This is a genomic window from Kitasatospora sp. NPDC091276 (genome assembly GCF_040684355.1).
Classification (GTDB): Bacteria; Actinomycetota; Actinomycetes; order Streptomycetales; family Streptomycetaceae; genus Kitasatospora.
Map to the genome: position 1 here is coordinate 121,034 of NZ_JBFBFU010000020.1, position 26,604 is coordinate 147,637.

Genomic DNA, 26,604 nt, shown 5'->3' on the forward strand with positions numbered 1-26,604 from the left:
TGGCTATCTGCCAGGGACCCGCGGGGGAGGCAGCTCGCAATCTGTACGGGTCTGGTGTCCCTCGGGGCCCCACACCTGTAACCCAGAGTGACCCCAGGTTCGAGCCGCAACGGCCCGGCCGTGACGTGCCGCAACGGCGCTGGAGAGTGATCACCATGGGAGGAATGGGACCGGTCCCGAAGCCGGCGCCCGAACGGCGGCGCCGCAACGCCGCGGTGGCCATGACCCAGCTGCCCGCCGCGGGTCGGCAGGGCAAGGCTCCCTGCTTCCCGCTGCCCCCGCTCATCAACCAGGACGAAGACCTTGGCGCCCTGCGCGAACGCGAACTGGACCTGTGGGCCGACCTGTGGACCACTCCGCAGGCCGTGATGTGGGAGCGCACGCACGCCACGTTGGCGGCGGCCCGATTCGTCCGCTTCTCCGTCCTCGCCGAGAACGGCAACACCAAGGCCGCAACCGAAGCAAGGCAGTTGGAGGACCGGCTGGGCCTCAACCCCCAGGCGATGCTCCGGCTGCGCTGGGAGATCGCCCCGGACGAGGTGGCCGAACAGCGCCAGGACCGCGCGGCTCGGCGAGCGCCCGCCAGCGCCCGCCAGCGCCTGCGAGTGGTTGACCCCGGTGTGGCGGGGGCCTGAGTACCCGGGCGAGTTCCCCACGTTGGGCTGGACGGTCGGCGAGTGGATCGAGGCTCACTGCGTCATCCCCGACGGCGACCGGATCGGCGAGCCGTACCTGCTGACCGACGAGATGTGGCAGCTCCTGGCCTGGCACTACCGTCTGCGGCCGGAGGCCACGGCCGACCGGTGGGCATCCGCTTGGGCCTACCGGCGCTCGCAGTTGGTGAGGCCTCAGAAGTGGGGCAAGGGCCCGTTCAGTGCCTCCCTGATCTGCGCCGAGGCGGTCGGCCCGGTCCGCTTCGCCGGTTGGGACGCCGCGGGCGAGCCGGTCGGCCGGCCGTGGGAGACGCCCTGGATCCAGATTGCCGCGACCTCCGAGGACCAGACCGACAACGTGTACCGGGTGCTCGTCCCGATGATCGACGAGGGGCCGCTGGCCGACTGGATCCCGGACACCGGCGAAACCCGCATCAACGTGCCGGGCGGCGGCCGGATCGAACCGGTCACCAGCTCGGGCCGGGCCCGCCTGGGCCAGCGCATCACCTTCGCCGTGCAGGACGAGACGCACTCGTGGCTGGAGGCCAACGGCGGCTGGCGGCTCGCGGAGACCCAGCGCCGCAACCTGTCCGGCACCGGCGGCCGGGCGGTGGAGACCACCAACGCGTGGGACCCGTCCGAGCAGTCGGTGGCCCAGCGCACAGCCGAGGCCCGAGTCACGGACGTGCACCGCGACCACCGGATCCCGCCGCCAGCGTCGCTGGCGAACAAGCGGGAGCGGCACCGAGCCCTGCGGGTCGCCTACGGCGGCTCGGCGGTTGGCGCGGGCGGCTGGGTGGACATCGACCGGATCGACGGCGAACTCGTCGAGATCGCCGAACGCGACCCGGCGCAGGCCGAACGCTTCTACCTGAACCGGATCGTCGCTGGCACCGCCGGCTACCTCGACCGGCACCTGTGGGACGCCCGGGCCGACGCCCGGCCGGTCCCGGCCGACGGCACCCCGGTCGTGCTGGGTTTCGACGGCTCGGATGTGGACGACTGGAGCGGCATTCGGGCTGAGACGCTCGACGGCTTCCAATTCACCCCGACGTTCGGGCCGGACCGCCTCCCGACGATCTGGGACCCGGCGGAGCACGGCGGCCAGGTGCCGCGCCTGGAGGTCGACGCCGCGGTGCAGGACTTGATGCGCCGCTACCGGGTCGTCCGCATGTACTGCGACCCGCCGTACTGGGAGACCGAGGTCGACACGTGGGCGGACCGGTACGGGGAGAAGGTCGTGGTCCGCTGGTACACCCAGCGGGCCGTGCAGATGCACGCCGCGGCGGAGCGCCTGCGCACGGACGTCATGAAGAAGGACAGCGCCTTTCGGCACGACGGCTGCCCGACCGCGGGCGCGCACGTCGCGAACGCCCGCAAGGCAGCGCGGCCGGCCGACCGATACGTCCTCAAGAAGGCCAGCCCGGCCCAGAAGATCGACCTTGCCGTGGTGAGCATCCTCGCTCACGAGGCAGCTGGCGACGCCATCAAGGCGGGCCTGGCCCGCGAGACCGAGTCGTGGGTTTGGACCGCGTGAGGGGAGGTGCCCGGTGGGGCTGACGCTGGAACAGGCCGGGCGGCTGGCGGACGTGCTGATGTCCGAGCTGCAGTCCCGCTCGGGCGCCGTCCGCACGGCGACGCACTACTACATGGGCAAGGTGCCGCTGAGGTTCGCCTCCGAGCAGTACCGGCAGTACTTCGAGAAGCAGTACCGCGGGTTCTCGGACAACTGGGTGGCTCCGGTCTCCGAAAGCCCGGTCGAGCGTCTCGCGGTCACCGGGGTGAAGGCTGCCGGCGAGATCACGGCCGACCGGGACCTATGGGAGGTGTGGCAGCGAAACGGCCTCGACGCCGACAGCCAGCTCGGGTTCCTCGGCGCAGGCCTGGGCGCGCGGGCGTTCGCCCTGGTGTGGGGCGACCCCGACGACGAGGAGACCCCGCGGGTCACCTTCGAGGACGCCCGGCAGGCCATCGTCCAGTACGAACCGGGCAGCCGCCGTTGCCGCCGGGCCGCCCTGAAGACGTGGCAGGACGGCAACCGCGAGTTCGCCACCCTCTACCTCAAGGACGAGGTGTGGAAGCTTCAGCGGCCGGTCGGCGCGGAGCCCCGCAAGTCGCCGCTGCTCGCGCAGGCCGACGAGCTGGAACGCGACTGGGCGCCACGGGAGATGGGCGAGGAGCCGAACCCGCAGCTGAACCCGCTGGGCATGGTGCCGATGGTGGAGCTGCCGAACCGGCCGCTCCTGGCGGACGACCCGATCTCGGACGTGTCCGGCGTCATCGCGATGCAGGACGCCGTGAACCTGCTGTGGAGCCAGCTGTTCACCGCCTCCGACTTCGCGAGCTTCCCGCAGCGCGTCGTCCTGGGCGCCGAGCCGCCGAAGACCCCGATCCTGGACGCCAACGGGCAGGTGATCGGCTCCAAGCCGGTGCCGCTGGAGAAGTTCGCCGTCGACCGCGTGCTCTGGCTCAGCTCCGACAAGGCCAGCATCGGCTCGTGGCCAGCCGCCAACCTGGAGGCCTACACCAAGGTGATCGAGGTCGCGGTAGGCCACATCGCCGCCCAGACCCGCACCCCCCAGCACTACCTCATCGGCAAGATGGCCAACCTGTCCGGTGACGCGCTGATCGCCGCCGAGACCGGCCAGGTCAAGAAGGTGCAGCAGAAACAGCTCTGGTACGGGCAGGCTCTGCGCGAGCTGTTCCAGCTCATCGCCCTCGCGCGCGGCGAGGACGGCAAGGCCCGCGCGCTGGCCGGCGGCACGGTGATGTGGGCGGACGCCGAGTCCCGGTCGATGGCCCAGCTCACCGACAGCCTGCTGAAGCTGAAGCAGATCGGCTTCCCCTTCGAGTACCTCGCGCTCCGGTACGGCCTCACCCCGACCGAGGTCGCCGACCTGATGGCCATGCGCGAGCAGGAGGCCGCCCTGGACCCGGTCTCGGCGCTGATGAACAGCGCCCAGCAGGCCCAGGGCGCACAGCCAGCTGCCCCGCCCGGGCCGCTCGCCGAGCCCGCCCCGACGGGCTGAGCGGGTGGACCTCGCCGACCTCGCCGAGCGGCACCTCGTCGCCCGCCGCCGGGCGGCCGCCGCCACGGTCCTCGGGGCGGTACGCGAGTGGCGCCAGATCGACATCCGCGACCTCACCGCATCGTGGTCCCAGCTGTCGCCCCGCCTCCTGGCCGTGGTCTCGGCCGGCCAGACTGCCGCCGCCGCTGCCGCCCAGGCCTACACGGACCGCGCGACCACGCTGCAGGGCGCCCAGCCCGAGCCGGCCGGGACGATCGCCGCCTCGGCGTTCTCCAGGCACGCCTCGGACGGCCGCGACCTGGCCAGCCTGCTCTACCTACCGGTGATCGACACCAAGGAGGCCATCACCTCCGGCGCGAGCACCACCGAGGCCCTGGGCGTCGGGGAGCGCAAGCTCCGCATGCTCGTGGACACCGAGGTCGCCGACGCCGGCCGGGCCGCTGACAGTGTCGGCATCACCGCGAACCGGGCCCTGACCGGCTACATCCGCACCGTCTCCGGCGGCGCGTGCGGGCGGTGCGCACTCCTCGCGGGCACCCGGTACGCCTACAACGCCGGCTTCCAGAGGCACCCGCACTGCCACTGCACGCACGTCCCGATCGCCGGCCGCGGCCGGCACGCAGCGGCGACGCTGGACCCGCGGGCCTACTTCAACTCCCTTACCCGGGCCCAGCAGGACAAGGCCTTCACCGTCCACGGAGCGCAGGCCATCCGTGAGGGCGCCGACATCGGTCAGGTGGTCACCGCCCGCCGCGGCGTGTCCACCGTCGGGTCCTGGACGCAGGACGGCGTCACCCACCGCGGGCGCCTCGCCCACACCGGCACGACCCGGGTCTCCACGACCTCGTTCGGCACCTCGCGCCGCAGCCTGGCCGGTCGCCGACTGCGCGAAGCCGGGGCCCGCGGGCCGCAGGTGCGCCGACTGACCCCGGAAGCGATCTACCGGCTCGCAAGCACCCGCGACGAGGCGATCCAACTGCTGTTCCGGCACGGCTACATCGTCTGAACTCCCGGCCGCCGCAACGGCAGCCCCGACTCCTGCAAGAGGAGCCCCGATGAACAACCGCACCCTCCCCCGCCACGCCCGTACGGGCCTGCTCGCCGTCGGCTGGCGCAAGCCGCGTCCCGGCGAGGACGGCGACCAGCCGATCTGGCCGGTCCTCGGCGGTGCCCCCGGCGACGGGGACGACGAGCCCGGTGACGAGCCGGACGGCGGCAACCCGGACGACGGGGACGACGAACCGGACGACGAGCCACTCGGAGAGGCCGGCACGAGGGCCCTCACGGCGGAGAAGGCCCGCCGCAAGGCCGAGGCCGAGCGCCGGAGGGCCGCCGAGAAGCGCGCCGCCGACCTGGAGGCCGCGCTCGCCGCCGCGAAGAAGGGCGACGGCGGCCCCGACGAGGACCAGATCCGCCGCGATGCCACCACCGCGGCCACCGCCCGCGCCAACGAGCGCATCCTGCGCTCCGAGGTCCGCGCGGCCGCCGCCGGCAAGCTGTCCGACCCCCGCGACGCCCTGCGCTTCCTCGACCTCACCAAGTTCGAGGTCGACGAGGACGGCCAGGTCGACGAAGACGAGATCGCCGAAGCGATTGACGACCTCGTGAAGTCCAAGCCCTACCTGGCCGCAACGGCCGGCAGTACCAAGCCGCGGTTCGAAGGCACCGGGGACGGCGGCGCGCGCAAGACGCCCGCCGGACCGCGCCAGTACACCGAGGCCGACGTCAAGACCATGACGCCCGAGCAGATCGACGAGGCTCACCGCAAGGGTCAGCTGCGCGACTACCTGGGCTCCTGACCGAGAGGACCCACAGCAGTGGCCATCACCCGTTTCAAGCCGGAGATCTGGAGCGCCAAGCTCCTGGTCGCCCTGCGCAAGGAACTCGTCTACGGCGGGCCCGGCATGATCAACCGCGACTACGAGGGCGAGATCGCCAACGCGGGCGACACCGTCCGCATCACCTCGATCTCCGACCCGACCATCGGCACCTACGTGCCGAACAGCACGACCATCGTGCCGGAGGAACTCACCGACGCCCAGCGGACGCTGGTCATCGACCAGGCGAAGTACTTCGCGTTCAAGGTCGACGACGTCGACCAGCGCCAGGCCGCCGGCAACGTCATGACCGAGGCCATGTCCCGGGCCTCGTACAAGCTCGCCGACACGGTCGACCAGTACATCGCCTCGTTCTACACCGGCATCGTCGCCGCCAACCAGCTCGGCTCCACCGGGGCGCCGATCGACACCTACACCACCGTCACCGACGCCTACGACAAGGTGTTGGTCCCGCTGCGGACCGCCCTGAAGAAGGCCAACGTCCCGACCGCCGGCCGCTTCGTCGTCGTCTCCCCGGAGATGATGGGCTCTCTCCTGCGCGACAACCGCTTCGTGCGCGCCAACGAGTCCGGCACCACGGACGCCCTGCGCAACGGCTTCGTCGGCAGGGCCGCGGGCTTCGACATCTACGAGTCGAACAACGTCCCCAACCCCTCCGGCGACACCCAGGTCGTCATCGCGGGCGTCAACTCCGCGATCACCTTCGCCGAGCAGATCAGCCAGACCGAGGCCTACCGCCCCGAGGCCGGGTTCAGCGACGCCGTCAAGGGCCTGGCTGTCTACGGCGCCAAGCTCGTCCGCCCCGAGGCGCTCGCCTGCGCCTACATCAACCCGGCCTGATCGGAGACCTGACCATGGCCCGCACCACCGTCGGCTACAGCGCCTTCGTCCCGAACTCGGGCGTCGCCGACTCCTCCCTGACCACCGTGCCCCTCAACCCCGGCACGGGCAACGGCCACACCATCGCCAAGGCCGTTCCGGAGCTGACCGTTCTGCGCGTCGCGGTCGGCGCGACCGGCGGCAACATCACCGTCAAGGCCGGCACCTACCCGCCCGCGCTCGCCTCCGGCCAGGGCGACCTCGTAGTCAACGTCACCGCCAACACGACCTCGTGGATCGGCCCGTTCGAGTCCGGCCGGTTCCTGCAGGCGGACGGGACGATGCTGGTCGACGTCGCCGCTGCGGTCGTCCCGGGCACCATCACCGCCCTTCGCGTCCCGAGGAACACCTGATGTCCGACACCATCCACGTCCTCGGCGAGGGCGGCGTGGTCATCGCCATGGACGTGCCCCTGCCCGACGCGATCGCCCACCGCATGACCACCGGCCAGCTGCGGCGCGTCAACGAGGACGGCAGCCCCTACATCGCCGACGTGCCGTCCCTGCCGAGCCAGGCACCGTCGACCGGCGCCCCCAAGGCGGAGTGGGTCGGCTGGGCGGTCGCCAACGGCGCCGAACCGGCCGACGCCGAGGCCATGACCAAAAGCGACCTGATCGAGGCCCACGGCGTCTAGGAGGCGAGCATGAGCCTGCCCCCGCTCGCCACCCAGGCCGACGCCACCGCCTACGGCTACAGCCTCCCGGCGGCCACCGCCGACGCCCTCCTCGCCCGGGCGTCGGCACGCATCCGCCGGGCGGCCGGCCAGCCGATCACCTCCGGCACGTCGACCGTGCGCCTGACCGCCCACGACGGCACCGTGACCCTGCCCGGGCCACCGGTCACCGCCGTGTCGTCAGTCCTCGAGGTCGACGGTACGGGCGCCACCACCGCGGTGCCGTGGTGGCGCTGGGACGGCGAGCGCATCACCATCCCCCACGGCGTCGACCAGGCCGACGTGGTCTACACCCGCGGCTACAGCACCGTCCCGGACGGCATCGTCGAGCTGACTTGCTCGGTCGCCGCACGGTTCGGCGCCACCCCGGCCGGTGCCGACGGACTGCTCCGGTCCGAGCAGATCGACGACTACAGCCGAACGTTCGCCACCGAAGCCATCACCGCGGCCGGCGACCTGCTCCCCGGCGAACTGGAGGCTCTGGAGGCGGCCCTCGGCACACCGGAGGCCTGGATGACGAGGAGCCGCTGATGCCCCTCGACACCCTCCTGGCCGCCGGCCGCGCCGCCCACGAGGCCCTGATGCTGGACACGGTCCGCCTGGTGCGGCCCTGTGCCGACGTCTACGACCCTGCCACGGGCGCCACCACCCGGCCGGACGCCCGCACGCTCTACCAGGGCCCAGCCCGGGTCAAACCCAACGTCGTCCAGGACCAGGGCGTGCAGGCCGGGCAGCGGCAGGTCGTTCTGCGCCGCTACCAAGTCTCGCTGCCCTGGTCGGCTCTGCCCCTCGCGGCGGCCCGGGTGGTGGCCGGCGACCAGGTGGTGGTGGACGCCTCCCCGGACCCGCGGCTGGCCGGCATGACCCTGTGGGTCACCTCGGTGGGCGAGTCCGCGACGGCGACGGCCTGGCGGCTGGAGACGGAGGACCGTTCATGAGCATCGACATCAGCGGCCTGGAGGCCCTGGTCGCGGACCTGGCCCGGGCCGGTGTGCAGGCGGAGCGCGGCGCCCGCGGCGTCGTATCCAAGGGCGCGCTGAACATCAAGCGGGACTGGCAGGCCAACGCCCGGGCCAGCAGCGGCCGGTACGCGCCGCACTACCCTGCCTCGATCGGCTATGACCTGGAGACCACCCCAGTCGGTACGAGCGCGGTGATTGGCCCGGACAAGGGCGGCCCGCAGGGCGGGTTGGGCAACCTGCTGGAGTTCGGGTCGGCGCACAACCCGCCGCACAACGACGGCGGCCGCGCACTGCTCGCCGAAGAGCCGCGGTTCCTGGCCGCCGTCGAGCAGTTCGGCGGGGGCCTGCTGTGACCACACCCGACACCCTGCCGCACGTGGCCGCCGTCCAGGCCGCACTCGAGGCGGCCGGGTTGACCGTCTACCTCGGCGGCGCCCCGGCGGGGCCCTCAGCGCTGCCCAAGAACTACGTCGTGCTCTACCCGGGCGCGGGCACGGTGCTGTCGGACTCCCTGGCCGACGACCGCACCACCCTGGAGGCCCTCCTACAGGTCACCTGCGTGGCCAGCACCCCCGATGGTGCCCTCGGCACCGCCGACCGGGCCCGCGCAGCCCTGTCCGCAGCCCTGACCGTGGACGGCCGGGCGACGTGGCGCCCCGAGAACCTCGGCGGCCCACCCCTACAGCGCGACGACGACGTCACCCCGCCCCTCTACTACATCCCGGTGCAGTACCGGATCCGATCAATCCCCGCATGAGGAGGGCCCGATGGCCACACTCACCGCCGCCGCACTCGCTGCGTCCGGCACCCTCGAAGCCCCCGTCGCCGCGTCCGCCGGCGGTGACAAGGTCGCCCCGGTCGGAGACCGCGTCTGGGTGGAGGTGACCAACGGGGGCGGTTCCTCAATCACGGTCACCATCCCGTCCTACGCCACCGTCCGCGGCCTGGCCGCCGCCGACCGCACGGTCACCATCGCCGCTTCGGCCACCAAGAAGATCCCGCTCTACGCGGACCTCAACACCAGCCCCAGCGACGGCCTCGCCACGATCTCTTACTCGGGCGTCGCCACGGTGACCGTGGCCGCCTACCGGTCCTGAGCCGCCCGCCCCCGACCAGCCCAGAGGAGAGCACCATGTCTGACCTCATCAGCGACGGCCTCACGAAGGTGGTGTGGGCGGCGAGCCTGTCGAGCCTCACAGCGCCGACCGCCACCGAACTCAACGCCTGCCCTGACTACACCAGCCGCGTCACACCTGACGGCCTCAAGATCGACCCGACCACGGCTGCGGTCGACACCGGCAGCCTCGCCTCCACCACGGACACCGAGGAAGTCGGCCGTGTGAAGTGGGACATCGAGCTGACTCTCAAGATCGGCTCGACGCCGACCGAACAGCTCCCGTACACCACGCTCACCCGCGGTACCCACGGCTACCTGGTCGTGCGTCGCGACGTCGCCTTCAGCACCGCATTCACCTCTGGCCAGCCGGTCGAGATCTACCCGGTGGCTTGCGGGCAGCGTGCCCGAAAGTCCCCGGCCGCGAACGAGGTGGCCAAGTACATGGTGCCGATGAAGGTCACCACCGAAGCCAACCCGGATGCAGTGGTCGCCTGATGACGAACAATCCGCAGCCGATGGGGCTGGACATCGAGGCGATCATCGAGGGTGCCACGGCGCGCGAGGTCACCGTCCCGCTGTGCCTGGCGGGCGCCCTCCAGGGGGAGTACGAGGCGCTGGAACGGCAGCTCATGGACGCGGCGGCGACCGTCGGCCAGTCCCTGGCCGGCAGCCCGCGCACGCAGGTCGCCGAACGCATGGAAGCTCTGCGCGAGGAGATGACCCGGCACCTGGTCGAGTTCCGGTTCCGGGCCCTGGACCCGCACGCCTGGTCCGACATCCTGGCCGCTCACCCGGCCAGCACGCCGGACATGCTGTTCGACCCGGGGACTCTGTTCCCCGCGGTGATCGCCGCATGCTCGGTCGACCCGGTGATGACCGTCGAGCAGTACAAGCGCCTGGCGACGAAAATGTCCGCCGGCCAGCAGAACGTGCTGGAACAGGCCCTGTGGGACCTGAACAACACCGCCCAGCAGGCCGTCCCTTTTTCGTTGCTCGCCTCCGCGACCGCCGCCTCCCGCACCGGCGAGAAGTAGAAGCCGCACGCGCCTGGGGCGTCCCGCGGTCGGTCTTTCTCGGCCGGGTGGTCGGGCCCGACGAGCCGCTGTGGAGCGACTCCGACCGAGCGTGGGCGCTCGCCCTGCTCGCGGTCGAGGACGACACCTGCCGCGGCTGCGGCCAGCCCCTGTCCACCGCGACCGCTCCCGAGGCCGAGGACGCGTGGGTGGCAGAGATCATCCGCTGCCACGCATGCACCGCCGCAGGCCAGCGCACTGCCCAGTTCCAGCAGGCCGGAGGCGACCCGAACGGGGCGCACGTCCACGTCCACCACCAAGGAGGCTGACGTGGCCCGCACCGTCAACGTCCGACTCGGCCTGGACACCGCCGCGTTCCAGCGCGGCGCCGGCCAGGCCGAGCAGGACAGCCGCCGCCTCGCGGTCACCGCGCAGGCCGCCGCCGCCGAGACCCAGACCGCGTTCAACCGGGCGTTCGAGAGCACCGCCACTGGGGCGACCGCCGCCATGCGCGCCCAGCAGGGCGCGTTCGAACGCGGCGCCCAGGCCGCAGTGGCGGCGGGCCGCGCGGTCACGGAGGCCGGTCAGACCGCTGCGGCGTCGACCGAGCGCGTCGCGGCGGCGGCCGAGACCATCCCCGCCACGTTCCGTTCGGCGGCCGCGGCAGCGGACGCCTCGCTGTCCAGCATCGCCGGCGACGCGCTCGGCGCCTCGCAGGCCCTGTCCCGGACCGGTACAGTCACGGTCAACATGTCCGCGGCCGCGAGTGAGGCGCTGGCCGGTCTGGCTACTGCTGCGGGCGGCAGCATGGCTGAAGTCACCACAGCCTCGACCCTGGCATCCACCGCGACCCGCTCGGTGGCGGCCGCCGCCAGCGAGATCCCGGCGACGTTCCGGGCAGCTGCCGCCACCGGCGCCGCGTCCATGGCCGAGGTCACCGCGGCGTCCACCCGCTCGGCGATGGCCATCGGCCAGACCTCGACGGCGCTCACCAGCGCAAACCTCGCTGCGGCGACAGGCGTTGAGCGCCTGTCGCTGGCCTCGCGCCTGGCACTGTCCGAGGCGGCAACCGCCGCGGGTGTCGTCACGGCGGAGACAGCCGCAGCCCAGGCCACCGTGTGGGGCCGCACGACCATGGCCGTGAGCGGGTTCGCCGCTGCCGCCCGGGCGAACGCCGCCTCGTTCGGCACGAGCATGGTGTCGGCGGGCGAGCGCGGCGAGAAGGCGTTCACCGCGGTCCGTACAGCAGGCCTGCTGATGATCGGGGCATTCGCCGTAGCCAGCATCACAGCCGCCCATTTCGAGAAGTCGATGTCGGGCGTCGCTGCGGTCGCCGACGCATCGGCAGAGCAGTTGGGACAGCTGCGGACCGCAGCGATCGTGGCCGGCCGCGACACCGCCTACAGCGCGTCCCAGGCCGCGGACGCCGAGGGCGAGCTGGCCCGTGCGGGCGTCAGCGTGGCCAACATCCTCTCCGGAGCCCTCCACGGCTCCCTCTCGCTGGCCGCCGCCGGGCAACTCGACCTCGCCGAGGCCGCCACGCTCAGCGCGCAGGCGATGAACACCTTCGGCCTCCAGGGCAAGGACGTTGAGCACATCGCCGACGTCCTCGCCGCCGGCGCAAACAAGTCGGCGGCCGACGTGCACGGCCTGGGCGAGTCCCTGCGCATGGGCGGCCTGCTCGCCCACCAGACCGGCCTCAGCCTCGAGGACACCGTCGGCGCGCTGTCCGCCTTCGCGGACCGGGCCTTGATCGGAAGCGACGCCGGCACCAGCCTCAAAGTCATGCTCCAGAGATTGGTGCCGCAGTCCGACGAAGCCCTCGGCATCATGAACAAGCTGGGTTTCAGCGCCTACGACGCTGGCGGAAACTTCGTCGGCCTGACCAAGCTCGCCGGAAACCTCAAGTCCTCGTTCTCGAACCTCACGCCCGAGGCCCGCAATGCAGCGATGGCGACGATCTTCGGATCGGACTCGGTGCGGGCGGCAACGATCCTGTACGAGCTGGGCGCCGAGGGCGTCGACAAGTACCGGGACGCCGTCAACGACCAGGGCGCCGCCAGCAGGATGGCGGCGACCCAGATGAACAATCTGTCTGGCGACATCGAGCAGTTGAAGGGGTCTCTCGAGGTCGCGCTGATCAACGGCGGCACCGCCGCCAACGAGGTCTTGCGGGACATGGTCCAGTGGGTCACCAAATTGGTCAACGCCTACAGCGATTTGCCGCCATGGCTGCAGACCAGCGCGGTGGCCCTGTTCGGCATCGGCGGCGCGCTCACCCTCGTGGTCGGCGGCCTGATGCTCGCTCTGCCGAAGCTCGTCGCCTTCAGGGCCTCGGTGGCGACGCTGTCCGAGACCATGCCGCGGCTCGCGTCGGCGGCCTCCGGCGCCGCTGGTTTCCTGGGAGGCCCGTTCGGCGCGATCCTCGGCGTCGCGACCGTCGCCCTGTCGATCTTCGGTCTCGCCTCGCACGACGCCAAGCAGCAGCAGGAGTCACTGACCGAGGCGGTCAAAGCCGACAGCAACGCGGTCGGCGCGAACGTCAAGGCCTGGCTGGCCCACAAGCTGGAGCAGGACGGCGCACTCCAGGCATCCAAGACCCTGGGCATCTCCACCGCTGACCTGACCGACGCGATCATCGGCAACGCTGCCGCTGTCCAACGCGTCCGCGACCAGCTCGCCCCGATGAAGGAGGAGGCGAAGGCCAACGCGCAGGCCGCGGCCGAGGCGGGCGGCGGAAACGACGAGTGGTCCCAGAGCATCGTCAAGGTCGACCAGGCGCTCAGCGGGCTGTCCCCGCAGATCACCGGTGCGGTGGACGCGGCCAAGCGCGAGGCCGAGGCGACTGGGAGCGCGGCGGGCAGCACCAAGGGCCTGGGCGACGCGGCCAAGGTCACCGCCGCCGACCTGTCCGACACCCGGACCGAGGTCGAGAAGCTCAACGACTCACTGAACAACCTGAACGGCAAGAACATCAGCGCCGCGAAGGCGGCGATCGCGATGCAGTCGTCGCTGGCCGATCTCAAGGACAAGATCAAGGAGAACGGGCGCGAGCTCGACATCCACAGTGAGAAGGGACGCGCGAACAAGAGCGCGTTCCTCGACGCGGCCGCGGCTGCCCAGGCCCATGCCGAAGCGGTCATGAAACAGACCAGCAGCAGCGAGCAGGCCACCGCCGTCCTCGGCCAGGACATCGAAGCTCTCAAGGGCGTCATGAGGCAGGCCGGGTTCACGCGACAGCAAATCGAGTCCCTGACCTCGGCGTACGCCCAGTTGCCCCCGGCGAAGGAAACCAAGGTCACCGACCCGGGCGCCCTGCAGTCCATCAAGGATCTGCAGGAGGTCAAGGCCAAGGTCGAGGACATCCCGCCCGGGAAGTCCATCACCATCCGGGCACCGGGCCAGGACGCCATCCAGTCGCTGGAGGCCATCGGCTACAAGGTCGAGCAGCTGCCCGGCGGCAAGGACGTCAAGGTCACGGTTCCGGCCAATGACGCCGTCAACGGCTCCGCCCGGATTCAGCAGGTCATCAACCAGATCCAGGGCCGGACCGTGACGGTTAGCGTCGAGTACGACCGGGAGTACGCCGACCGGCACATCCCGGTCAACAAGGCCTGGGGCGGCATCACCCGGTACGCCAACGGCGGGGTCCGGGCCGCCGCCGACGGTCGCCTGTCGGACCGGCAGGCGATGTTCGCGTCCCAGCCGATCCTGTGGGCCGAGGCCGGTCCGGAGGCGTACATCCCGCTCGACCCTGCCAAACGCAGCCGCAGCATGGCCCTGCTCGGCGAGGTCGCCTCGATCTTCGGGCAGCAGCTCCTCCCGGCCAGACCAACGGCCAGCGAGCTGATCCCGGCCCGGCAGATCGCCGGCCCGGGCCCAGCTGCCAGCCAGAGCCACAGCCGGACCACCACCGTCAACCTCTACGGCGCCGGGCAGAGCTCCGAAGCCCAACTCGCAGACCTGACACGGCACCTCGAGTTCATCGGCTGAGAGGAGGTGGTGGCGTGGCCGGGTACACGCCTGGGCAGCTCCTCGGCGGCCGCCAGGTCACCCTCGGCTCCCTGCAGTTGGGCGCGGTCGATGCCGGCGGGGTCGCGTGGACGGTGGCCCGGGACGGCCTCAAGGGCTGGTCCGGTGCCGCGGTCCGCACGCAGTACTCCGACCGGGAGGCCGATCACGGGGCCTGGGCCGGTCCGACGTACCTCGGGGCCCGGGTCATCACCCTGGCCGGCACGATCGTCGCCCCGTCCCTGGCCGCGCTGGACGCGGCCGCCGAGCAGCTGTTCGCGGCCGCGGCCCTGAGCGACACGACCCTGACCGTGGCCGAGAGCATCCCGAAGCAGGCCACGGTCAGGCGCTCGGGCGAGGTGCTGCTGGAGTACGACACCGACCGGGTCGCCCGGTACTCGATCATGCTGACCGCCGCGGACCCGCGCCGGTACAGCACGACGCTGCAGTCCCAGTCCGCCGGTCTACCGCAGACCAGCGGCGGCATCACGCTGCCGATCATCCTGCCGCTGACGATCACCGCGACCACCGCGTCCGGGACGATCACGCTCGCCAACCAGGGGAGCATCAGCACGCGGCCCGTGCTGACCGTCACCGGGCCGTGCACCGGCGGGTTCACCATCGTCGCGGCCCGGCCGTCCGGCGTCGTCACCCAGCAGACCTACAGCGACACCCTCGGCCCCGGCGACACCCTCGTCATCGACGCGCAGGCCCGCACCGTGCGGCTCAACGGCCAGGCGAGCCGCCGCCGTTACCTGTCCGGCGCGTGGCCTGAGATCCTCCCGCAGTCCCAGCTCACCTTCAGCTGGTCCTGCCCCAACTTCGCCGCGGCCGCGCTGCTGACCGGCACCGCGCGCTCGGCCTGGATGTAAGGAGCCGCCCATGCCCACCGACCCTCTCTGGCTCCCCACCCTCAGCTACGACGAGACCAAGCTCCGCCGCATGGACTCGGTGTTCGTCATGGCCGACGGCACGGCCCTGGGCTCTCGCCCCGGAGTGCGCCCCGGGGACTCGGGCCTGACCGTCACCGTCTCCGGCGGCACGGTCAGTGTCTCCGCCGGGGTCGCGACCCTCTACCGCTCCGGCCAGGGCGTCTACCGCGCGCAGATCCCCGCGTCCACTGCGGGCACCCTCGCCGCCGCGGACGCCACCTACACGCGCATCGACCTGGTGTACCTGCGGGTGTGGGACACCAGCGTGGACAGCAGCGGCCTCCGGAAGGCGGACGTGGTGCTGCTGCCCGGCGCGCCGGCCGGTTCCCCGTCCGCACCGGTGCCCGGCGCCACCGAGATCTTCGTGCCGCTCGCCACGATCACGGTCCCCCCGACCGGCGCCGGCGGGACCGGTGCGGCCACCGTGTCCACGGCCGTCCGCCCGGTCACCGTGGCGCCAGGCGGGATCCTGCCTGTCTCCAGCGCTACGGACATTGCGGCCGTCGGCACCTACACCGGTCAGGCCCGGTACAACACCGTCCGCGGATGTCCCGAGTACTGGAACGGCACGTCCTGGCTGGCCCAGGGCGACAGCACCACCTTCGTTCCCGCCTTCACCAGCCTCGGAGGCGGCGCCAGTGTCGGCAACGGCGTCATCACCAGCCGCTGGACCCGCGTGGGCAACCAGGTCCATTGGTCTGGCAGCTTCACGATTGGATCGACCACCAATGCCGGCGTCGGCCTGTGGTTCATTTCGATGCCGACCCCTCAGCCCATCGGGTACACCCGCGTCGGTTCCCTCAACTACATCGCCGCCGGAAACAACTACCTGGGTGAGATCAGCTGCAACCCGGCGGACGGCGGCAGGGCCACACTGATCGCCAAGAGCAGTTTCAGCAGCGTCTCCTTCGACAACGTCAGCGGGACGAACCCGGTCACCTCGACCACCGGAAACCAGATCCTGTGGAACGTCTCCTACGAGGCGGCCTGATGGCGGTTGAACTCGCTTGGTACGGCTGTGACCTGCGCACCGGCGGCATCTCCGAAGAGTTGCCGTCACTGCGGCCGGATCAGCCGATCAGCATGCGGATCGGGGCCCCCGTCAGCGGCAGCATGACCCTCGACCTTGCCAAGGCGCCCCCGGAGTGGGAGGCCGCCACCGACCCGGGCCGCACCATGCTCGTCGCCGTCGACACCCTCACCGGCCAGCCTCTGTGGTCCGGGCTGGTCCTGCGGCGCACGGGTGGCTCGGGCCCGGTCGTCCACCTGCCGGTGGCCACCCCCGAGGCCTACCTGGACCGCCGGTACCCAGGCGATTACACCGCCACCGACACCGACGCGACCGACGTCATGACCGCACTCGCCACCCCGGCACTCACCGGCGGGCCGCCGATCACCCTCGACACCACCGCCAGCGGCACGGCCATCACCTACACCATGGCCGACGCGGACGACCGCACCATCCTGTCCGGTCTGCAGGAGATCAGCGCCATGGCCGGCGGCCCCGAGTGGACCGTCGACACCGTGTGGGGCGATGACGCCCAGACTCGGTTCCAGCTCTGCCTGAGGATCCGGCCGACCCTCGGTGCCGTCGCGGCCGACGCCTCGTTCGACATGCCGGGCTGCATCGCCTCCTATTCCCTGAGCGAGTCCTATGAACGCGGCAAGGGAGCCACCCGGACCATCGCCCGCGGCGACCAGAGCGGCAACGTCCGAGCCACCTCCACCGTGCACACCGCCGATGCCCTGATCGCCTCCGGCTGGGCGCTGTGGGAGCACCGGTGGACGCCGGCCCAGGGCGTGACCGACACCGCCCAACTCGACCGGCACGCCGCCGAGGCACTCGCCCTCATGGCCACTGGCACCCGCGCCTGGACGGTCGACGCGGTCGCCTCCGCCGCCCCGCGCCTGGGCTCCAGCTGGGACCTCGGCGACACCGTCAGCATCACCGTGGACTCCTCGGCACGCCACCCCGCCGGCATCTCCACCACTGCCCGGGCCTACGCCTGGACCCTCGACCCCGCCGCGGACCGCGTCTCCCCGATTTTGCTGGAGGACCAGTGACCACCCGACAGGACCAACTCCCGGGAGGCCCGGGGGCATTCGGTGCCCGGCTGGCCGACCTGGAACGCCAGCTCCGCGAACTGCGCGCCGCGCGCCCCGACATGTCCGCCGCAGACGCCCTGCTGCCGCCCCTGGACGCCGACCCGACCCGCTGGCCCCAGACCACCCTGACGTCGTGGACCGCCCTCGCGACCAGCAGGAACGTCCGCTGGGCCACCCAGATCCGCCTCGCCCTCACCACCGCCACGTCCGGCGGAGGCGTCGGCAGCATCAGAGTGACCGTGAACGGGTCCCAGTGGGGGCCCGTCGTGGCCGCCGGCACACCGTACGACTACACCGCCGCGCTGCCGGCCAACATCGCCATCGGCTCCCTCTACCGGATCACGGTGGAGGGGATCCGCACCTCCGGCTCCGGCACCGTCTACGCCCAGACCCAGCTCATCCGCAACCTCATGTAGGAGCCCGCCTGTGCGCACGGTCTCAACCCTCGTCGCCCTCACCCCCGCCGACCTCGCCAGCCGCCTCGACCAGTTGGCCGCCGCCGAGTACCTCGCTGGTCGGTGCGGGCAGCTCGCTCCGACGCAGGTGGGACAGCCGCCCGCGTACGGCGAGTTGTGGCTCCTCGCCGTCGCCCGCGTTGCCATCGACCCCGGCGAGTACATCGTCTACGCCATCACCAGCGAGGACGACGTGCCCGGCTGGCCGTACCGCACTGGCCAGTACACCGGCGGCATCCGGTCCGCCCTCGATATTGCCCGGCCGCTCGCCACCGCAGGCAACACCGTGGCCCTGCGCCACTACGCGCAGTTCGGCGTCAGCTCGACCGCGGCCGACGTCCCCCTCATCTGACGCCCAGAGGAGCCCGCATGACCCCGCAGTGGAAACGTCTGCTCGATCACGTCATGGCCGTCCCCGAGCAGGTCTACGAGGGCTGGAACGCCCGGGACGGCTGGGACAACCACACCCGCTTCGGCGTCCAGTTCGGCGAGGACGGTGTCAGCTGGTGCGTCATCTGGGACTGGTGCATGTACGCCGACGTCGGCCTCGCCGGGATCGTCCCGAAGACCGACAACGTCTCGACGTTCTCTACCTGGGCGAAGGCCCGCGGCCAGTGGTCTGAGTACCCCAGCGTGGGAGCGTGGGCCAATTTCGGCAACGGCTCGCACACCGAGCTCGTCGTCGGGTTCGACGCCACGACCGTCTACACCAAGGGCGGCAACAGTGTGAAGGCCGGCAGTACGGACGCCGGACAGGGCAACGGCGTCTGGTCCCACGCCACCGCGCGCCAGGCCAGCCGCGTGACCGGCTACTTCGCCCCCCACTTCGCCGACGGCTGCCCGCCGTCCGCCGATCCCAACGACCCTCGCGGCGGCCGCGCCCAGACCTCCTACCGCTGGCCCGGACCGGATCCGACGCCACCCACACCCTCAACTCCCCAACCCTCGGAGGCCGATATGCCCCTGAACGACGCCGACAAGGCGGCCATCACCCAGATCGTCCGGGACACCGTGCGGTCCGGGGCGCCGGCCGACCGGGACGCCTACGCGGTCGCGAACCTCTTCGCGTACGCCCTCGGTGGCCAGGTCCCGCCCGGCGGAGACGACACCGTGGCCCAGATGGCCGGTTGGCTCCACCAGACCACCCAGACCTGCATGGGCGCGGTGGTCGACGATCGGCTCGCCAACTTCGACCTGGAGAGCAAGATCGCCGCTGCAGTCGCCGGGGCCGTCGGCCCGGCCGTCGCCGCCGCGTTCGCCTCCGGCATCCAGCTCACCGTCACCCCGTCCCCGAAGGGAAACTGATCATGCGCGACTCCACCCGCCGCACCATCCGGACCACGCTGCAGACCATGCTGTCCTTCGCGGCCGCGGCCCCGCTGATCGTGGACGCCTCCGGCATCCCGCAGACCACCGTCGGGGTCGGCGCCGGCCTCGCGGTTGCGGCCGGCCTCACCCGGGTGATGGCACTCCCGGCCGTGGACCGGATGCTGCCGTCCTGGCTGCGGATGGCCCCGGCGGCTCTGACCCTGCCCGACCCGGTCGCGCCGCCGGCCTCGCCTGTCCCGCCGATCGGGACCGCGGGGTGACGAGCCCCCCGGATCCGCTCCGGGAGCTGGCCGTCGGTCTGGCCGAGCTGCGCGGTGATGTGGGCACCGGGCTGGCCGAGATCAAGGGCAGCCTGGCCCTGCTGAGGCAGAGCGACAGCCACACCGGTCAGACGATCGCCGACCACAGTGCCCAACTCGCCGACCACGACCGGCGCATCAGCGACGGGGAGCGGGAACGGGCGGCCGCCGGCGAGGTGCGCCAGGCCGACCGCCGTCGCCTCCAGGCCCTGGCCGGACTCGCAGGGGTCGCGGCCGCCGTGGCCGCTGTCGTCCCGATCGTCAACCGCTGAACACCACGCCCCCGCTCGGCTTCGGCCGGGCGGGGGCTTCGTCGTGTGCTGGGGCCTGACCGGTACGGCCTCTACGGGCTGTCGTGCGTCCACCACCAGACGCCGTCCGTATCCGGCTGGTACCAGGATCGGCCGCCGGCGTACTGGCCGTGGGGGCTGGTGAGGGCGGTGCCCGGGTCGGGGTCTGCGGTGTCAACGACGGTGCTGTACCCGTCCAGCGGGCCGCCGTGTAGCTCGACTGTCTCCCAGCGCTCCATGACGTCCATCATGCCTCGCCGTCGAGCACCTTCTTCGCAGCGTCCAGCGACGCCTGCCAGAGCTTCTGATGCTTGCCCTCAGCCCGCGCCTGCTCCCAGATCGGGTGCGTCCTGAGTGCCTCGGCTGCCGCGAGGTAGGCCTCGCGTGCGGCGTCGCCGTCGCCGCCGGCTAGGCGTACCTCGGTCATCGCCCGGTCGGCTCTCAGCGCGGCAACGTGGAGGGGCAGCAGGTCAGCGGGGAGATCAGGTGCATCGGCCATGGCGTCATCGTATGAGAGGACACGGACAGGACGTCCGCGCCCCACTAGGCTGCGACCATGACGATCAAGGCTGTCGTTTTTGATGTCGGCGAGTGCCTGGTGGATGAGACCCGGGAGTACGGGACCTGGGCCGACTGGTTGGGTGTGCCCCGGCATACCTTCGTGGCCCAGTTCGGCGCAGTGATCGCGCAGGGGCGCGACTACCGAGAGACATTCCAGGTCTTCCAGCCCGGCTTCGACCTGTACAAGGAACGGGAGAAGCGGGCGTCGGCCGGTCGGCCGGAGCACTTCGGCGAGGAAGACCTCTACCCCGACGTCCGGACCGCGTTCGCCCAGTTGCGGGCGGACGGCCTGTGGCTGGCCATCGCCGGGAACCAGACGGTTCGGGCCGGCGGGATCCTGCACGAGCTGTTTGCCGGCGACGTGGACCTGATCGGCACCTCGGACGACTGGGGCGCTAGCAAGCCGGACGCCCTGTTCTTCGAGCGCGTTGCCGAGGTGGTGCCGGCCGCGCCGGGCGAGATCCTGTACGTCGGCGACCGGCTCGACAACGACGTTCTTCCCGCAGGCCAGGCGGGGATGCGGACGGCGCTGATCCGGCGGGGGCCGTGGGGCTGGATCCAGCAGCACGACCCGGCCGCGTCCAAGGCCACTTTCCGCGTCGACTCGCTCTCGGAGCTGCCTGAGCTGATCGCGAAGTTCAACGCTGGAGTGAGCTGAGCGTCGCGGACCAGGAGTAAAGGCGGTCGTCCACTCGCCGGACGGCCGCCGAGTCCTGCCACGGGCCGAGCGCCCGCCTCGCGTCCCGTACGCGTTCCATCCCGGTGGCGTACCAGGTCACTGCCAGTTGGTCGAGCGCCTGCTCCAGCAGGGCGCAAGCGAGGTCGGGTTGCCCGGCTGCCGCCTCAACGGCGGCCAGGTCCGCGAGGATGACCGTCCGCTGTTTCCCGTCCGTGTCGGGGAGATCGGCAAGCGTCTGCTCCAAGGTGGTCCGGGCCTGGGGGATCAGTCCGGCCACCAACTCGGTGTTGCCGCGGAACGCGTGCAAGCGAACCGCCGAGAACCAGGTGAACCAGCCGGGCAACCCGACCTCACTTCCCGCAGCGAGGACGTCCTCGGCATGGCGGAGCAGGGCGAGCGCACCCCGGTGGTCGCCGCAGCGGGTAAGGCACTCGGCTTCGACCGCGTCGAGCCACGCAAGGACTTCGGCTGAGGCTGGCGCCCGCCGGGCGTAGGTGCGGGCGGCGTGCATGCGTTCGCGAGCGGCATCGAGGCGGCCGTCCCAGCCGGGCACGAACGCCGAGTGGGCGAGAATCGCAGCGCCGAGGAGGTGGTCGTCGGCCTCACCGGCCGCCTGGAGCGCGCGCACGAAGGTGGCATCGGCGGGTTGGCGCAGGTCGAAGAACTCGATGCGACCCAGCAGCAGCAGCGACTCTGCGAGGGCTGCAGCGAGGATGCGGCGGGCTACGCCGGACGTCTCGCCGAGCAGTACGGTGCCGAGGCCTGCGTGCTCGGCGACGGCCCGGTGGAGGGCGGCGGGGGCCACGGAGGCGTAGAGCCGGCGGTGGGCCTGGGTGACTATGGCGTAGTCGGCGCCCACGGTGCCGGGTTGCGTGCCGGCAGAACCGTACGGTCGGGGTAGGGCGCCGCGCAGGGGCGTAGGTGCGACGACCGCCGCCGGCGCTGCGGGCGCGGTAGGTGTGGCGGGGCGGCCCCGATTCCATGGGGCACGGAAGCCGAGGTCTTCGACTGGCTGGTGGAGGACGTGGACGAGGAGTCGCTGATAGTCCTCGCCGGGCCATGGTGGGGTGTCGGATTCCCATCGGCGGACCTGCCGAACGCTGACCTCGACGCCGCGCATGCCGAGTTGGCGGGCCGCGTCCGTGAGTGCGTCGGCGAGGGCCTGCTGTGTGGCGTAACCAGCGGCCTGGCGGGCCGCCTTGAGCGCGGTGTTGGGCACAGTGTCCTCCGCACGAGCCGATGATGAGCCAACTCTACGGTCGATGAGGACAGTTCGGGGACCTGAAAGGCCTATGGAAGCCACATGAGTCCTCTCAACGTCCCCCAAGAGTCCTCCGTAAGACCTTCAGGACGTCCGCGTGAGGGCCGACGATTAACCGTCACCTTCCAGTGGCGTCATCTTACTGACAGTGGGGGTTCGCATGCCCGAGGCGGGACCGACGCCTACCCGCGCTCAGCTCCAGGCCGAGGCGTGCATCCACTGCCGGCGCGAGGGAGGCGAGCTGATCCCCGCCGGCCACGTCTACACGTCGACTGGCCCGACCACGGCGCCGCTCGGCTGGCCGGTCGCGGCTCACCCGAAGTGCATCACCATCGAGGAGGAGGGGGCATGTTGACCGATGAACTCACCGTCGCGGTGGATGGCCACCTGGAGCCGGTCACCGCGCCGGCGCTGCAGGCGCTGGACATCCTGTGGCAGACGCTGCGCGAACTACCGATCGGCGAGTACCAGCTCCGGGCGATGGAGCGGCTGGTGGGCAGCCGCGATACGCGCGACCTGCAGAACTGGATGCACGGCGACGAGTCCACCGACTGGACCCTCGCCCTCGAAGGCGGCGACACGGCGATCGTGCGGGTGACGTACGGCGACGGGCTGACCCGTCGGCAGCGCGTCGCGGCCCGCTACCGTCCTGAGCGGGTGGAGCGTCCGGCTGGCCGCCCCGAACAGTGGGTCGTCAAGGATCTGGCGACCGGGTACCCGGCCACCAACTGGCTGCCCACCGAGGCGGCCGCCTGCGAATGGATCCGCCGCCAGGTGCAGAACGCCAACTACCAGACCGGTCCGGCGGCCAAGCGGGGCGCCGAGTGAGCGCCGTCGGCGGCACGCCGGTCGAGGCCGAGGAGCGGGTCGAGCGGGGCCTGTGCCTCGTCTGCGGGCGTTGGGTCCGCGGCAGATTCGTTCGCGACCTCACCCAGTACACCGCGGAAGTCGACCACTGCCCGCCGCTGGACGCCCCGAGGGAGGTCTCGTGATGGCCGCGGTGGATCCGTTCCTCACTTCCCTCTGGGACCAGGCCACCGCGAGCGCGGCCCACACAGACGAGCTGCTTGCCCAGGCCGGCGTCCAGCGGAGCGAGTCGGCCTCCATGGACGAGGTCGACCAGTGGGTCCGGGACGCCATCGCCACCATGGACCAGGCTCGACAGGACAACGCGCTGCGAGTCTGCGACCACCTGACCAGCATCCAGCCCATGGCGGTGCTCGCCGAGGCCCCCCGTCGAGTCGTGTGCTGGTCCTGCTACACCGAGGCCCGTGCCGTCCGGGCATGCCTGAGATGCGGCTGTCCGGCTGGCACGGCGTCACTGCTGGGCGGTGTCGAGTCGCTGGTGCGCGGCCCCGCGGTGTTGTACTCGCGGATGCTCTGCATGCCGTGTGCCTACCCTGCCAGCCCCGGTGGGACGTTCGGCAGCGGCTAGGCCACCGGCCACGCCACGATGGTGACCCCCAGCAGGAGGAGGACGCGATGGGCGGCACGGTACCCCCAAACGCACAGGGCCGGTGGCACAACCAGCGAGGCCGCGATTCCCGCGGGCCCAACCGGGCGGCGGCGCACCCCACGATGCCACCGCCGGGCGACACCCCGGCGGCAGAGGTGGAGATCACCGAGGAAGACGAGATGAACCCACAGAAGGACCCGAGCGGCGGCAGCGGAGGGATCGGCGGTCCGAAGGCCCCGCCGGCCGCGCCGAAGACCCCGCCGCCGCCGGCCGACCCGCCGCCGACCCCCGAGAAGTAGACCTCCTGGCCGGCCGTACGGCGGTACGGCCGGCCAGGTCCTACCCGTAGAACAGGCGCCAGGTCGGAACGTCGAACGCCCGTGCGATCGCAGCAAGGTCGTCAAGGCCGACGGACGTCATCCCGTGCTCGTAATGCCGGATGCTCTGCCGGTCACGCCCGATCAGCTCGGCCAGCCGCTCTTGACTCATGCCGCGCGCCCGCCGCAGGTGCCTGATCCGTTCGCCGACTGCGTGACGTTCTTGCAGTTGGTAGGCATCCGGTGGTCTTCGGGGCGGGGTCGGCACCCCTTGACGCTGACCGGTCCATGATCGAAAGTCTGCATACCAAGGTCACCAGTTGACCGTATGCATGTTCGATAGACTCGACCCACCGCAGTCCGGGGGGACTGAACGGAGCACACCCTGAGCACCTACACACTGAGCATTGAGGGCCTTACCGACGAGGCGTCGTTCGGCGAACTGCAGGACGCGATCGACGTCCTGTCCAGCACGCTGAGAGGTGCCTCTATCCAGGCCGATCGCGTGGCGGCCTATCTGTGGATGGTCGCTGCCCCTGGCGGCCTGGATCGGGTGCGCGACTTCATGGTGCGCGACGGCGAGTTCCGACTGCGCTTCACGTCAGACGGTCAGCCGTACACTGCGGTGATCCGTCAGCGTTGAAGCTCTCGTTTCGCCCACCAGTACAGCAGTTGCGGCACGGTAGTCGCACCAGCCATTGCCTTCAGCTCTCCCAAGCGGTTGGTGACGGTGCGGCGAGAGACCTCAAGCTGTGTGGCCGCCTGGTCCTGCTCAAGTCCACGCGCCAGGCACGAGAGGATCCCAACGTGGATTGGAAGGAGCTCCGACTCCTGGGTGCCTCCCCAAGGCTCAGAGTGAGCCCAGTCTCGCTCGAATGACCCACACACGAGGGCAACGAGGACCCCGTCTGTCACCACTGCCGCGCGGTCCGATGCCACCTCGGTCGAGCTCCACGGTTCCAGCACGGGCACTACGGCGACTCGACGGTCAACCACGATCGCCCGGCCGAACGTGCGGCCTGTGCGGATCTGGGCGCCGCGTTCGCTCATGGTCAGCGCCCAGCGCGCCGTTGGACCATCGGAGCGCACGCTCGGCAGGTAAATCGTGCGCATGGTGGCGCCGCGCTTCAGGACGCCGAGGTCGCGCTGGTAGGAGACAGCCAGGAGATCGGCCGGCCGCGGGCCGGTCGGCTGCGCGGTTAGGAGCTCGCGCGTGCACCTGGTGACGATCGCTTCAAGTCGTTCGTTGATCGCCCGATACCCGGTGACGATCTCGACGCCTGGCGTCATGCTGCGACCAGGGTGTGCAGCCCGGTAGGCGGATGCCATCCCCGCGAGTTGCGTTGGGAACGACTGCGCTTCAGACAGCATCCCAGCCGCCATGTGAACGAGGGATGACTGCCACTGTCGAACCGCGGCGTCAACGTCGAGTGCTTGTATCCGATCCGGGCGTCCGGGTTCCGGGGCGATGAGGCCGACGCTGATCAGCTGGTCGCGCGCAGGGCTCGGGGGTGGGCTACTTTCTGCGCCGGAGAGGATCTTCAGATAGAGATCCACTGCTTCCGGTATGAGAAACAGGCGAGCCTCACCTATGTCCGATTCCACCGATATACCCCATATGACGGCCAGTCAGAACTGCGCACGTGCGCAACTTTTCGAGCATATCGCGAGAAGGGTTGATTCAACCTCGAACAGTGCGAACACTGGTCTATCAAGGAACCCGCACCTCCGCTTCCTCAACCAATCACCCCAGACAAGTCGTGAAAGAGGTGTCCCATGCCCGCACGCAGGACCACCGCCCGAGTCCTCGCTGGCGCTCTCGCTGGCGCCGCCCTCATCGCCGGAATCGCGACTTCCGTCACAGCCGCCTCCGGCTCGCAGCAGAGCGTCGCCGACTCCGTGTGGGGCGCTGTGGCGCCGCAGCCGACCGAGACGCCGACCGCGGCCCCGGCCGCCATCACCACCCTCGACGACTCCGTCTGGGGCTGATAAATCAGCTTCGGCCGGCCGCCATACAGGCGGCCGGCCGGGCCCATGGCTCCCGTTCCTCAGTGCCCGCTTTCACCGGGCGCTGAGGAACGGGACCTCCAGGGTCGGTAGGAGACCCTCATGCTGGGAGGCTGCCGGAATCCTACCGACCTGAGATGCCGCCCCGTACCCCCCACAAGGGGGGTGCGGGGCGGCTCGCGTACGTCCCGGCGCGAAATTCTGGGGAGTTTCCGGGGAGTGGGGAGTCTCTGGGGAGGTCCAAACTGAGGACCCCCGAGGAAGTGTGGGAAATCCTGAGCAAACTGAACTCGCAGATCAGGCCACCTTTCGGGGGCCTGATCTGCAGAGCGGCGGAAGAGTCGGCCTGTACGCCGGGTTCTGTCTCCCGGGGTGCTCGCGCGGCCCGGGGAGGCGGCCATCCATCTAGGACTGCCGTTGCCGACAGCCTCGTGCGGTCTACCCGCGGACTCGGGCGAGCAGCCCTCAGTCATCCGCGCACGGCGCCCGAGGGCACCGATCTTGACCTTGCTCCAGGTGGGGTTTACCGAGCCGGCCGAGTCACCCCGGTCGCTGGTGGTCTCTTACACCACCGTTTCACCCTTACCCGCCGCCGAAGCGGTGGGCGGTCTGTTTTCTGTGGCACTGTCCCGCGGGTCACCCCGGGTGGGCGTTACCCACCACCCTGCTCTGTGGAGCCCGGACGTTCCTCGGCGGGTCAGGGACCCGTCGCGACCGCCCGGCCGGCTCTTCCGCCG

The 26,604-nt window shown here is 71.1% G+C and carries 36 protein-coding genes and 1 other RNA gene; 31 read left to right on the forward strand and 6 right to left on the reverse strand.

Translation table 11 applies throughout. The annotated features are described in order from the left end of the window. Window positions 1–164: 164 nt before the first annotated feature. From AB0O19_RS24715 to AB0O19_RS24835, 25 genes are read left to right on the forward strand one after another with little or no spacing between them, the layout of a single operon-like run. Window positions 165–635 carry a hypothetical protein gene (locus AB0O19_RS24715; RefSeq protein ID WP_363622398.1) on the forward strand — a complete coding sequence of 157 codons (471 nt, stop codon included), beginning with the start codon at window positions 165–167 and terminating at the stop codon, window positions 633–635. Next, window positions 619–2,190: a hypothetical protein gene (locus AB0O19_RS24720; RefSeq protein ID WP_363622400.1), complete on the forward strand. Its 1,572-nt coding sequence runs from the start codon at window positions 619–621 to the stop codon at window positions 2,188–2,190. The genes AB0O19_RS24715 and AB0O19_RS24720 overlap by 17 nt, the downstream gene beginning before the upstream one ends. A gap of 13 nt (window positions 2,191–2,203) precedes the next feature. Next, a complete protein-coding gene (locus AB0O19_RS24725; protein ID WP_363622402.1) occupies window positions 2,204–3,682 on the forward strand; it encodes a phage portal protein in 1,479 nt (492 codons plus the stop codon). A gap of 4 nt (window positions 3,683–3,686) precedes the next feature. After that, the gene (locus AB0O19_RS24730; protein WP_363622404.1) at window positions 3,687–4,688 is read left to right on the forward strand and encodes a hypothetical protein; all 1,002 of its coding nucleotides are present in this window, start codon (window positions 3,687–3,689) and stop codon (window positions 4,686–4,688) included. Between the two features lie 49 nt (window positions 4,689–4,737). Beyond that, entirely contained in the window at window positions 4,738–5,481 is a 744-nt protein-coding gene (locus tag AB0O19_RS24735) for a hypothetical protein (protein WP_363622406.1), read from the forward strand. An 18-nt stretch (window positions 5,482–5,499) separates the two neighbouring features. Continuing rightward, a complete protein-coding gene (locus tag AB0O19_RS24740) occupies window positions 5,500–6,360 on the forward strand; it encodes a P22 phage major capsid protein family protein (protein WP_363622408.1) in 861 nt (286 codons plus the stop codon). Between the two features lie 14 nt (window positions 6,361–6,374). Continuing rightward, window positions 6,375–6,752 (forward strand): hypothetical protein, encoded by a 378-nt coding sequence (locus AB0O19_RS24745; protein ID WP_363622410.1) that lies wholly within the window; start codon window positions 6,375–6,377, stop codon window positions 6,750–6,752. Continuing rightward, window positions 6,752–7,033 (forward strand): hypothetical protein, encoded by a 282-nt coding sequence (locus AB0O19_RS24750; protein ID WP_363622412.1) that lies wholly within the window; start codon window positions 6,752–6,754, stop codon window positions 7,031–7,033. Before AB0O19_RS24745 ends, AB0O19_RS24750 begins: the two co-directional genes overlap by 1 nt. Window positions 7,034–7,042: 9 nt before the next feature. Then, window positions 7,043–7,603: a hypothetical protein gene (locus AB0O19_RS24755; protein ID WP_363622414.1), complete on the forward strand. Its 561-nt coding sequence runs from the start codon at window positions 7,043–7,045 to the stop codon at window positions 7,601–7,603. Further along, window positions 7,603–8,010 carry a DUF6093 family protein gene (locus tag AB0O19_RS24760; protein ID WP_363622416.1) on the forward strand — a complete coding sequence of 136 codons (408 nt, stop codon included), beginning with the start codon at window positions 7,603–7,605 and terminating at the stop codon, window positions 8,008–8,010. The genes AB0O19_RS24755 and AB0O19_RS24760 overlap by 1 nt, the downstream gene beginning before the upstream one ends. Further along, window positions 8,007–8,387 (forward strand): hypothetical protein, encoded by a 381-nt coding sequence (locus AB0O19_RS24765; RefSeq protein ID WP_363622418.1) that lies wholly within the window; start codon window positions 8,007–8,009, stop codon window positions 8,385–8,387. Before AB0O19_RS24760 ends, AB0O19_RS24765 begins: the two co-directional genes overlap by 4 nt. Continuing rightward, entirely contained in the window at window positions 8,384–8,791 is a 408-nt protein-coding gene (locus AB0O19_RS24770) for a hypothetical protein (protein WP_363622419.1), read from the forward strand. Before AB0O19_RS24765 ends, AB0O19_RS24770 begins: the two co-directional genes overlap by 4 nt. Window positions 8,792–8,801: 10 nt before the next feature. Next, complete coding sequence (locus tag AB0O19_RS24775) at window positions 8,802–9,131, forward strand: hypothetical protein (protein WP_363622421.1); 330 nt, start codon at window positions 8,802–8,804, stop codon at window positions 9,129–9,131. 35 nt (window positions 9,132–9,166) lie between these two features. Beyond that, a complete protein-coding gene (locus tag AB0O19_RS24780) occupies window positions 9,167–9,646 on the forward strand; it encodes a hypothetical protein (protein WP_363622423.1) in 480 nt (159 codons plus the stop codon). Further along, window positions 9,646–10,185: a hypothetical protein gene (locus AB0O19_RS24785; protein ID WP_363622425.1), complete on the forward strand. Its 540-nt coding sequence runs from the start codon at window positions 9,646–9,648 to the stop codon at window positions 10,183–10,185. Before AB0O19_RS24780 ends, AB0O19_RS24785 begins: the two co-directional genes overlap by 1 nt. Before the next feature lie 47 nt (window positions 10,186–10,232). Continuing rightward, on the forward strand, window positions 10,233–10,493 hold the full coding sequence (locus tag AB0O19_RS24790; RefSeq protein WP_363622426.1) for a hypothetical protein: 261 nt from the start codon (window positions 10,233–10,235) through the stop codon (window positions 10,491–10,493). 1 nt (window position 10,494) lies between these two features. Further along, window positions 10,495–14,157, forward strand: a complete 3,663-nt coding sequence (locus AB0O19_RS24795) for a phage tail tape measure protein (protein ID WP_363622428.1) — start codon at window positions 10,495–10,497, stop codon at window positions 14,155–14,157. A 14-nt stretch (window positions 14,158–14,171) separates the two neighbouring features. Next, complete coding sequence (locus AB0O19_RS24800; RefSeq protein ID WP_363622430.1) at window positions 14,172–15,047, forward strand: hypothetical protein; 876 nt, start codon at window positions 14,172–14,174, stop codon at window positions 15,045–15,047. A gap of 10 nt (window positions 15,048–15,057) precedes the next feature. Further along, window positions 15,058–16,098, forward strand: a complete 1,041-nt coding sequence (locus AB0O19_RS24805) for a hypothetical protein (RefSeq protein ID WP_363622432.1) — start codon at window positions 15,058–15,060, stop codon at window positions 16,096–16,098. Continuing rightward, the gene (locus tag AB0O19_RS24810; protein WP_363622434.1) at window positions 16,098–17,171 is read left to right on the forward strand and encodes a hypothetical protein; all 1,074 of its coding nucleotides are present in this window, start codon (window positions 16,098–16,100) and stop codon (window positions 17,169–17,171) included. Before AB0O19_RS24805 ends, AB0O19_RS24810 begins: the two co-directional genes overlap by 1 nt. After that, the gene (locus AB0O19_RS24815) at window positions 17,168–17,629 is read left to right on the forward strand and encodes a hypothetical protein (RefSeq protein ID WP_363622435.1); all 462 of its coding nucleotides are present in this window, start codon (window positions 17,168–17,170) and stop codon (window positions 17,627–17,629) included. Before AB0O19_RS24810 ends, AB0O19_RS24815 begins: the two co-directional genes overlap by 4 nt. Window positions 17,630–17,639: 10 nt before the next feature. Further along, window positions 17,640–18,020 (forward strand): hypothetical protein, encoded by a 381-nt coding sequence (locus AB0O19_RS24820; RefSeq protein WP_363622437.1) that lies wholly within the window; start codon window positions 17,640–17,642, stop codon window positions 18,018–18,020. Window positions 18,021–18,037: 17 nt separating this feature from the next. After that, window positions 18,038–18,973, forward strand: coding sequence for a hypothetical protein (locus tag AB0O19_RS24825; protein ID WP_363622439.1), 936 nt, complete (start codon window positions 18,038–18,040; stop codon window positions 18,971–18,973). Window positions 18,974–18,975: 2 nt separating this feature from the next. Then, complete coding sequence (locus AB0O19_RS24830; protein WP_363622440.1) at window positions 18,976–19,257, forward strand: hypothetical protein; 282 nt, start codon at window positions 18,976–18,978, stop codon at window positions 19,255–19,257. Continuing rightward, the gene (locus tag AB0O19_RS24835; RefSeq protein WP_363622441.1) at window positions 19,254–19,568 is read left to right on the forward strand and encodes a hypothetical protein; all 315 of its coding nucleotides are present in this window, start codon (window positions 19,254–19,256) and stop codon (window positions 19,566–19,568) included. The genes AB0O19_RS24830 and AB0O19_RS24835 overlap by 4 nt, the downstream gene beginning before the upstream one ends. A gap of 71 nt (window positions 19,569–19,639) precedes the next feature. On the opposite strand, the gene AB0O19_RS24840 is transcribed toward AB0O19_RS24835, so the two are convergent. Continuing rightward, window positions 19,640–19,837 carry a hypothetical protein gene (locus AB0O19_RS24840; protein WP_363622443.1) on the reverse strand — a complete coding sequence of 66 codons (198 nt, stop codon included), beginning with the start codon at window positions 19,835–19,837 and terminating at the stop codon, window positions 19,640–19,642. Then, window positions 19,834–20,085 carry a hypothetical protein gene (locus AB0O19_RS24845; RefSeq protein WP_363622445.1) on the reverse strand — a complete coding sequence of 84 codons (252 nt, stop codon included), beginning with the start codon at window positions 20,083–20,085 and terminating at the stop codon, window positions 19,834–19,836. The genes AB0O19_RS24840 and AB0O19_RS24845 overlap by 4 nt, the downstream gene beginning before the upstream one ends. A gap of 57 nt (window positions 20,086–20,142) precedes the next feature. Here AB0O19_RS24845 and AB0O19_RS24850 point away from each other — a divergent pair, with 57 nt between their 5' ends. Continuing rightward, window positions 20,143–20,805 carry an HAD family hydrolase gene (locus tag AB0O19_RS24850; RefSeq protein ID WP_363622447.1) on the forward strand — a complete coding sequence of 221 codons (663 nt, stop codon included), beginning with the start codon at window positions 20,143–20,145 and terminating at the stop codon, window positions 20,803–20,805. Here AB0O19_RS24850 and AB0O19_RS24855 read toward each other — a convergent pair. Beyond that, window positions 20,786–22,045 carry a transcriptional regulator gene (locus AB0O19_RS24855; protein ID WP_363622449.1) on the reverse strand — a complete coding sequence of 420 codons (1,260 nt, stop codon included), beginning with the start codon at window positions 22,043–22,045 and terminating at the stop codon, window positions 20,786–20,788. The genes AB0O19_RS24850 and AB0O19_RS24855 overlap by 20 nt on opposite strands. 390 nt (window positions 22,046–22,435) lie before the next feature. Between AB0O19_RS24855 and AB0O19_RS24860 the strand changes: the two genes are divergently transcribed. From AB0O19_RS24860 to AB0O19_RS24870, 3 genes are read left to right on the forward strand one after another with little or no spacing between them, the layout of a single operon-like run. Beyond that, window positions 22,436–22,915 (forward strand): hypothetical protein, encoded by a 480-nt coding sequence (locus AB0O19_RS24860; RefSeq protein ID WP_363622451.1) that lies wholly within the window; start codon window positions 22,436–22,438, stop codon window positions 22,913–22,915. Further along, window positions 22,912–23,079 (forward strand): hypothetical protein, encoded by a 168-nt coding sequence (locus tag AB0O19_RS24865; RefSeq protein WP_363622453.1) that lies wholly within the window; start codon window positions 22,912–22,914, stop codon window positions 23,077–23,079. The genes AB0O19_RS24860 and AB0O19_RS24865 overlap by 4 nt, the downstream gene beginning before the upstream one ends. Then, window positions 23,079–23,522 (forward strand): hypothetical protein, encoded by a 444-nt coding sequence (locus AB0O19_RS24870; protein ID WP_363622454.1) that lies wholly within the window; start codon window positions 23,079–23,081, stop codon window positions 23,520–23,522. The genes AB0O19_RS24865 and AB0O19_RS24870 overlap by 1 nt, the downstream gene beginning before the upstream one ends. Before the next feature lie 360 nt (window positions 23,523–23,882). Here AB0O19_RS24870 and AB0O19_RS24875 read toward each other — a convergent pair whose 3' ends face one another. Then, on the reverse strand, window positions 23,883–24,128 hold the full coding sequence (locus tag AB0O19_RS24875; RefSeq protein ID WP_363622456.1) for a helix-turn-helix transcriptional regulator: 246 nt from the start codon (window positions 24,126–24,128) through the stop codon (window positions 23,883–23,885). A gap of 237 nt (window positions 24,129–24,365) precedes the next feature. Here AB0O19_RS24875 and AB0O19_RS24880 point away from each other — a divergent pair, with 237 nt between their 5' ends. Then, complete coding sequence (locus AB0O19_RS24880; protein ID WP_363622458.1) at window positions 24,366–24,503, forward strand: hypothetical protein; 138 nt, start codon at window positions 24,366–24,368, stop codon at window positions 24,501–24,503. On the opposite strand, the gene AB0O19_RS24885 is transcribed toward AB0O19_RS24880, so the two are convergent. Further along, on the reverse strand, window positions 24,494–25,417 hold the full coding sequence (locus tag AB0O19_RS24885; protein ID WP_363622459.1) for a hypothetical protein: 924 nt from the start codon (window positions 25,415–25,417) through the stop codon (window positions 24,494–24,496). The genes AB0O19_RS24880 and AB0O19_RS24885 overlap by 10 nt on opposite strands. A gap of 219 nt (window positions 25,418–25,636) precedes the next feature. Between AB0O19_RS24885 and AB0O19_RS24890 the strand changes: the two genes are divergently transcribed. Continuing rightward, on the forward strand, window positions 25,637–25,849 hold the full coding sequence (locus tag AB0O19_RS24890; RefSeq protein WP_363622460.1) for a hypothetical protein: 213 nt from the start codon (window positions 25,637–25,639) through the stop codon (window positions 25,847–25,849). A 351-nt stretch (window positions 25,850–26,200) separates the two neighbouring features. Here AB0O19_RS24890 and rnpB read toward each other — a convergent pair. Further along, an RNA gene (rnpB, locus tag AB0O19_RS24895) (RNase P RNA component class A) lies at window positions 26,201–26,597 on the reverse strand. Between the last annotated feature and the right edge of the window lie 7 nt (window positions 26,598–26,604).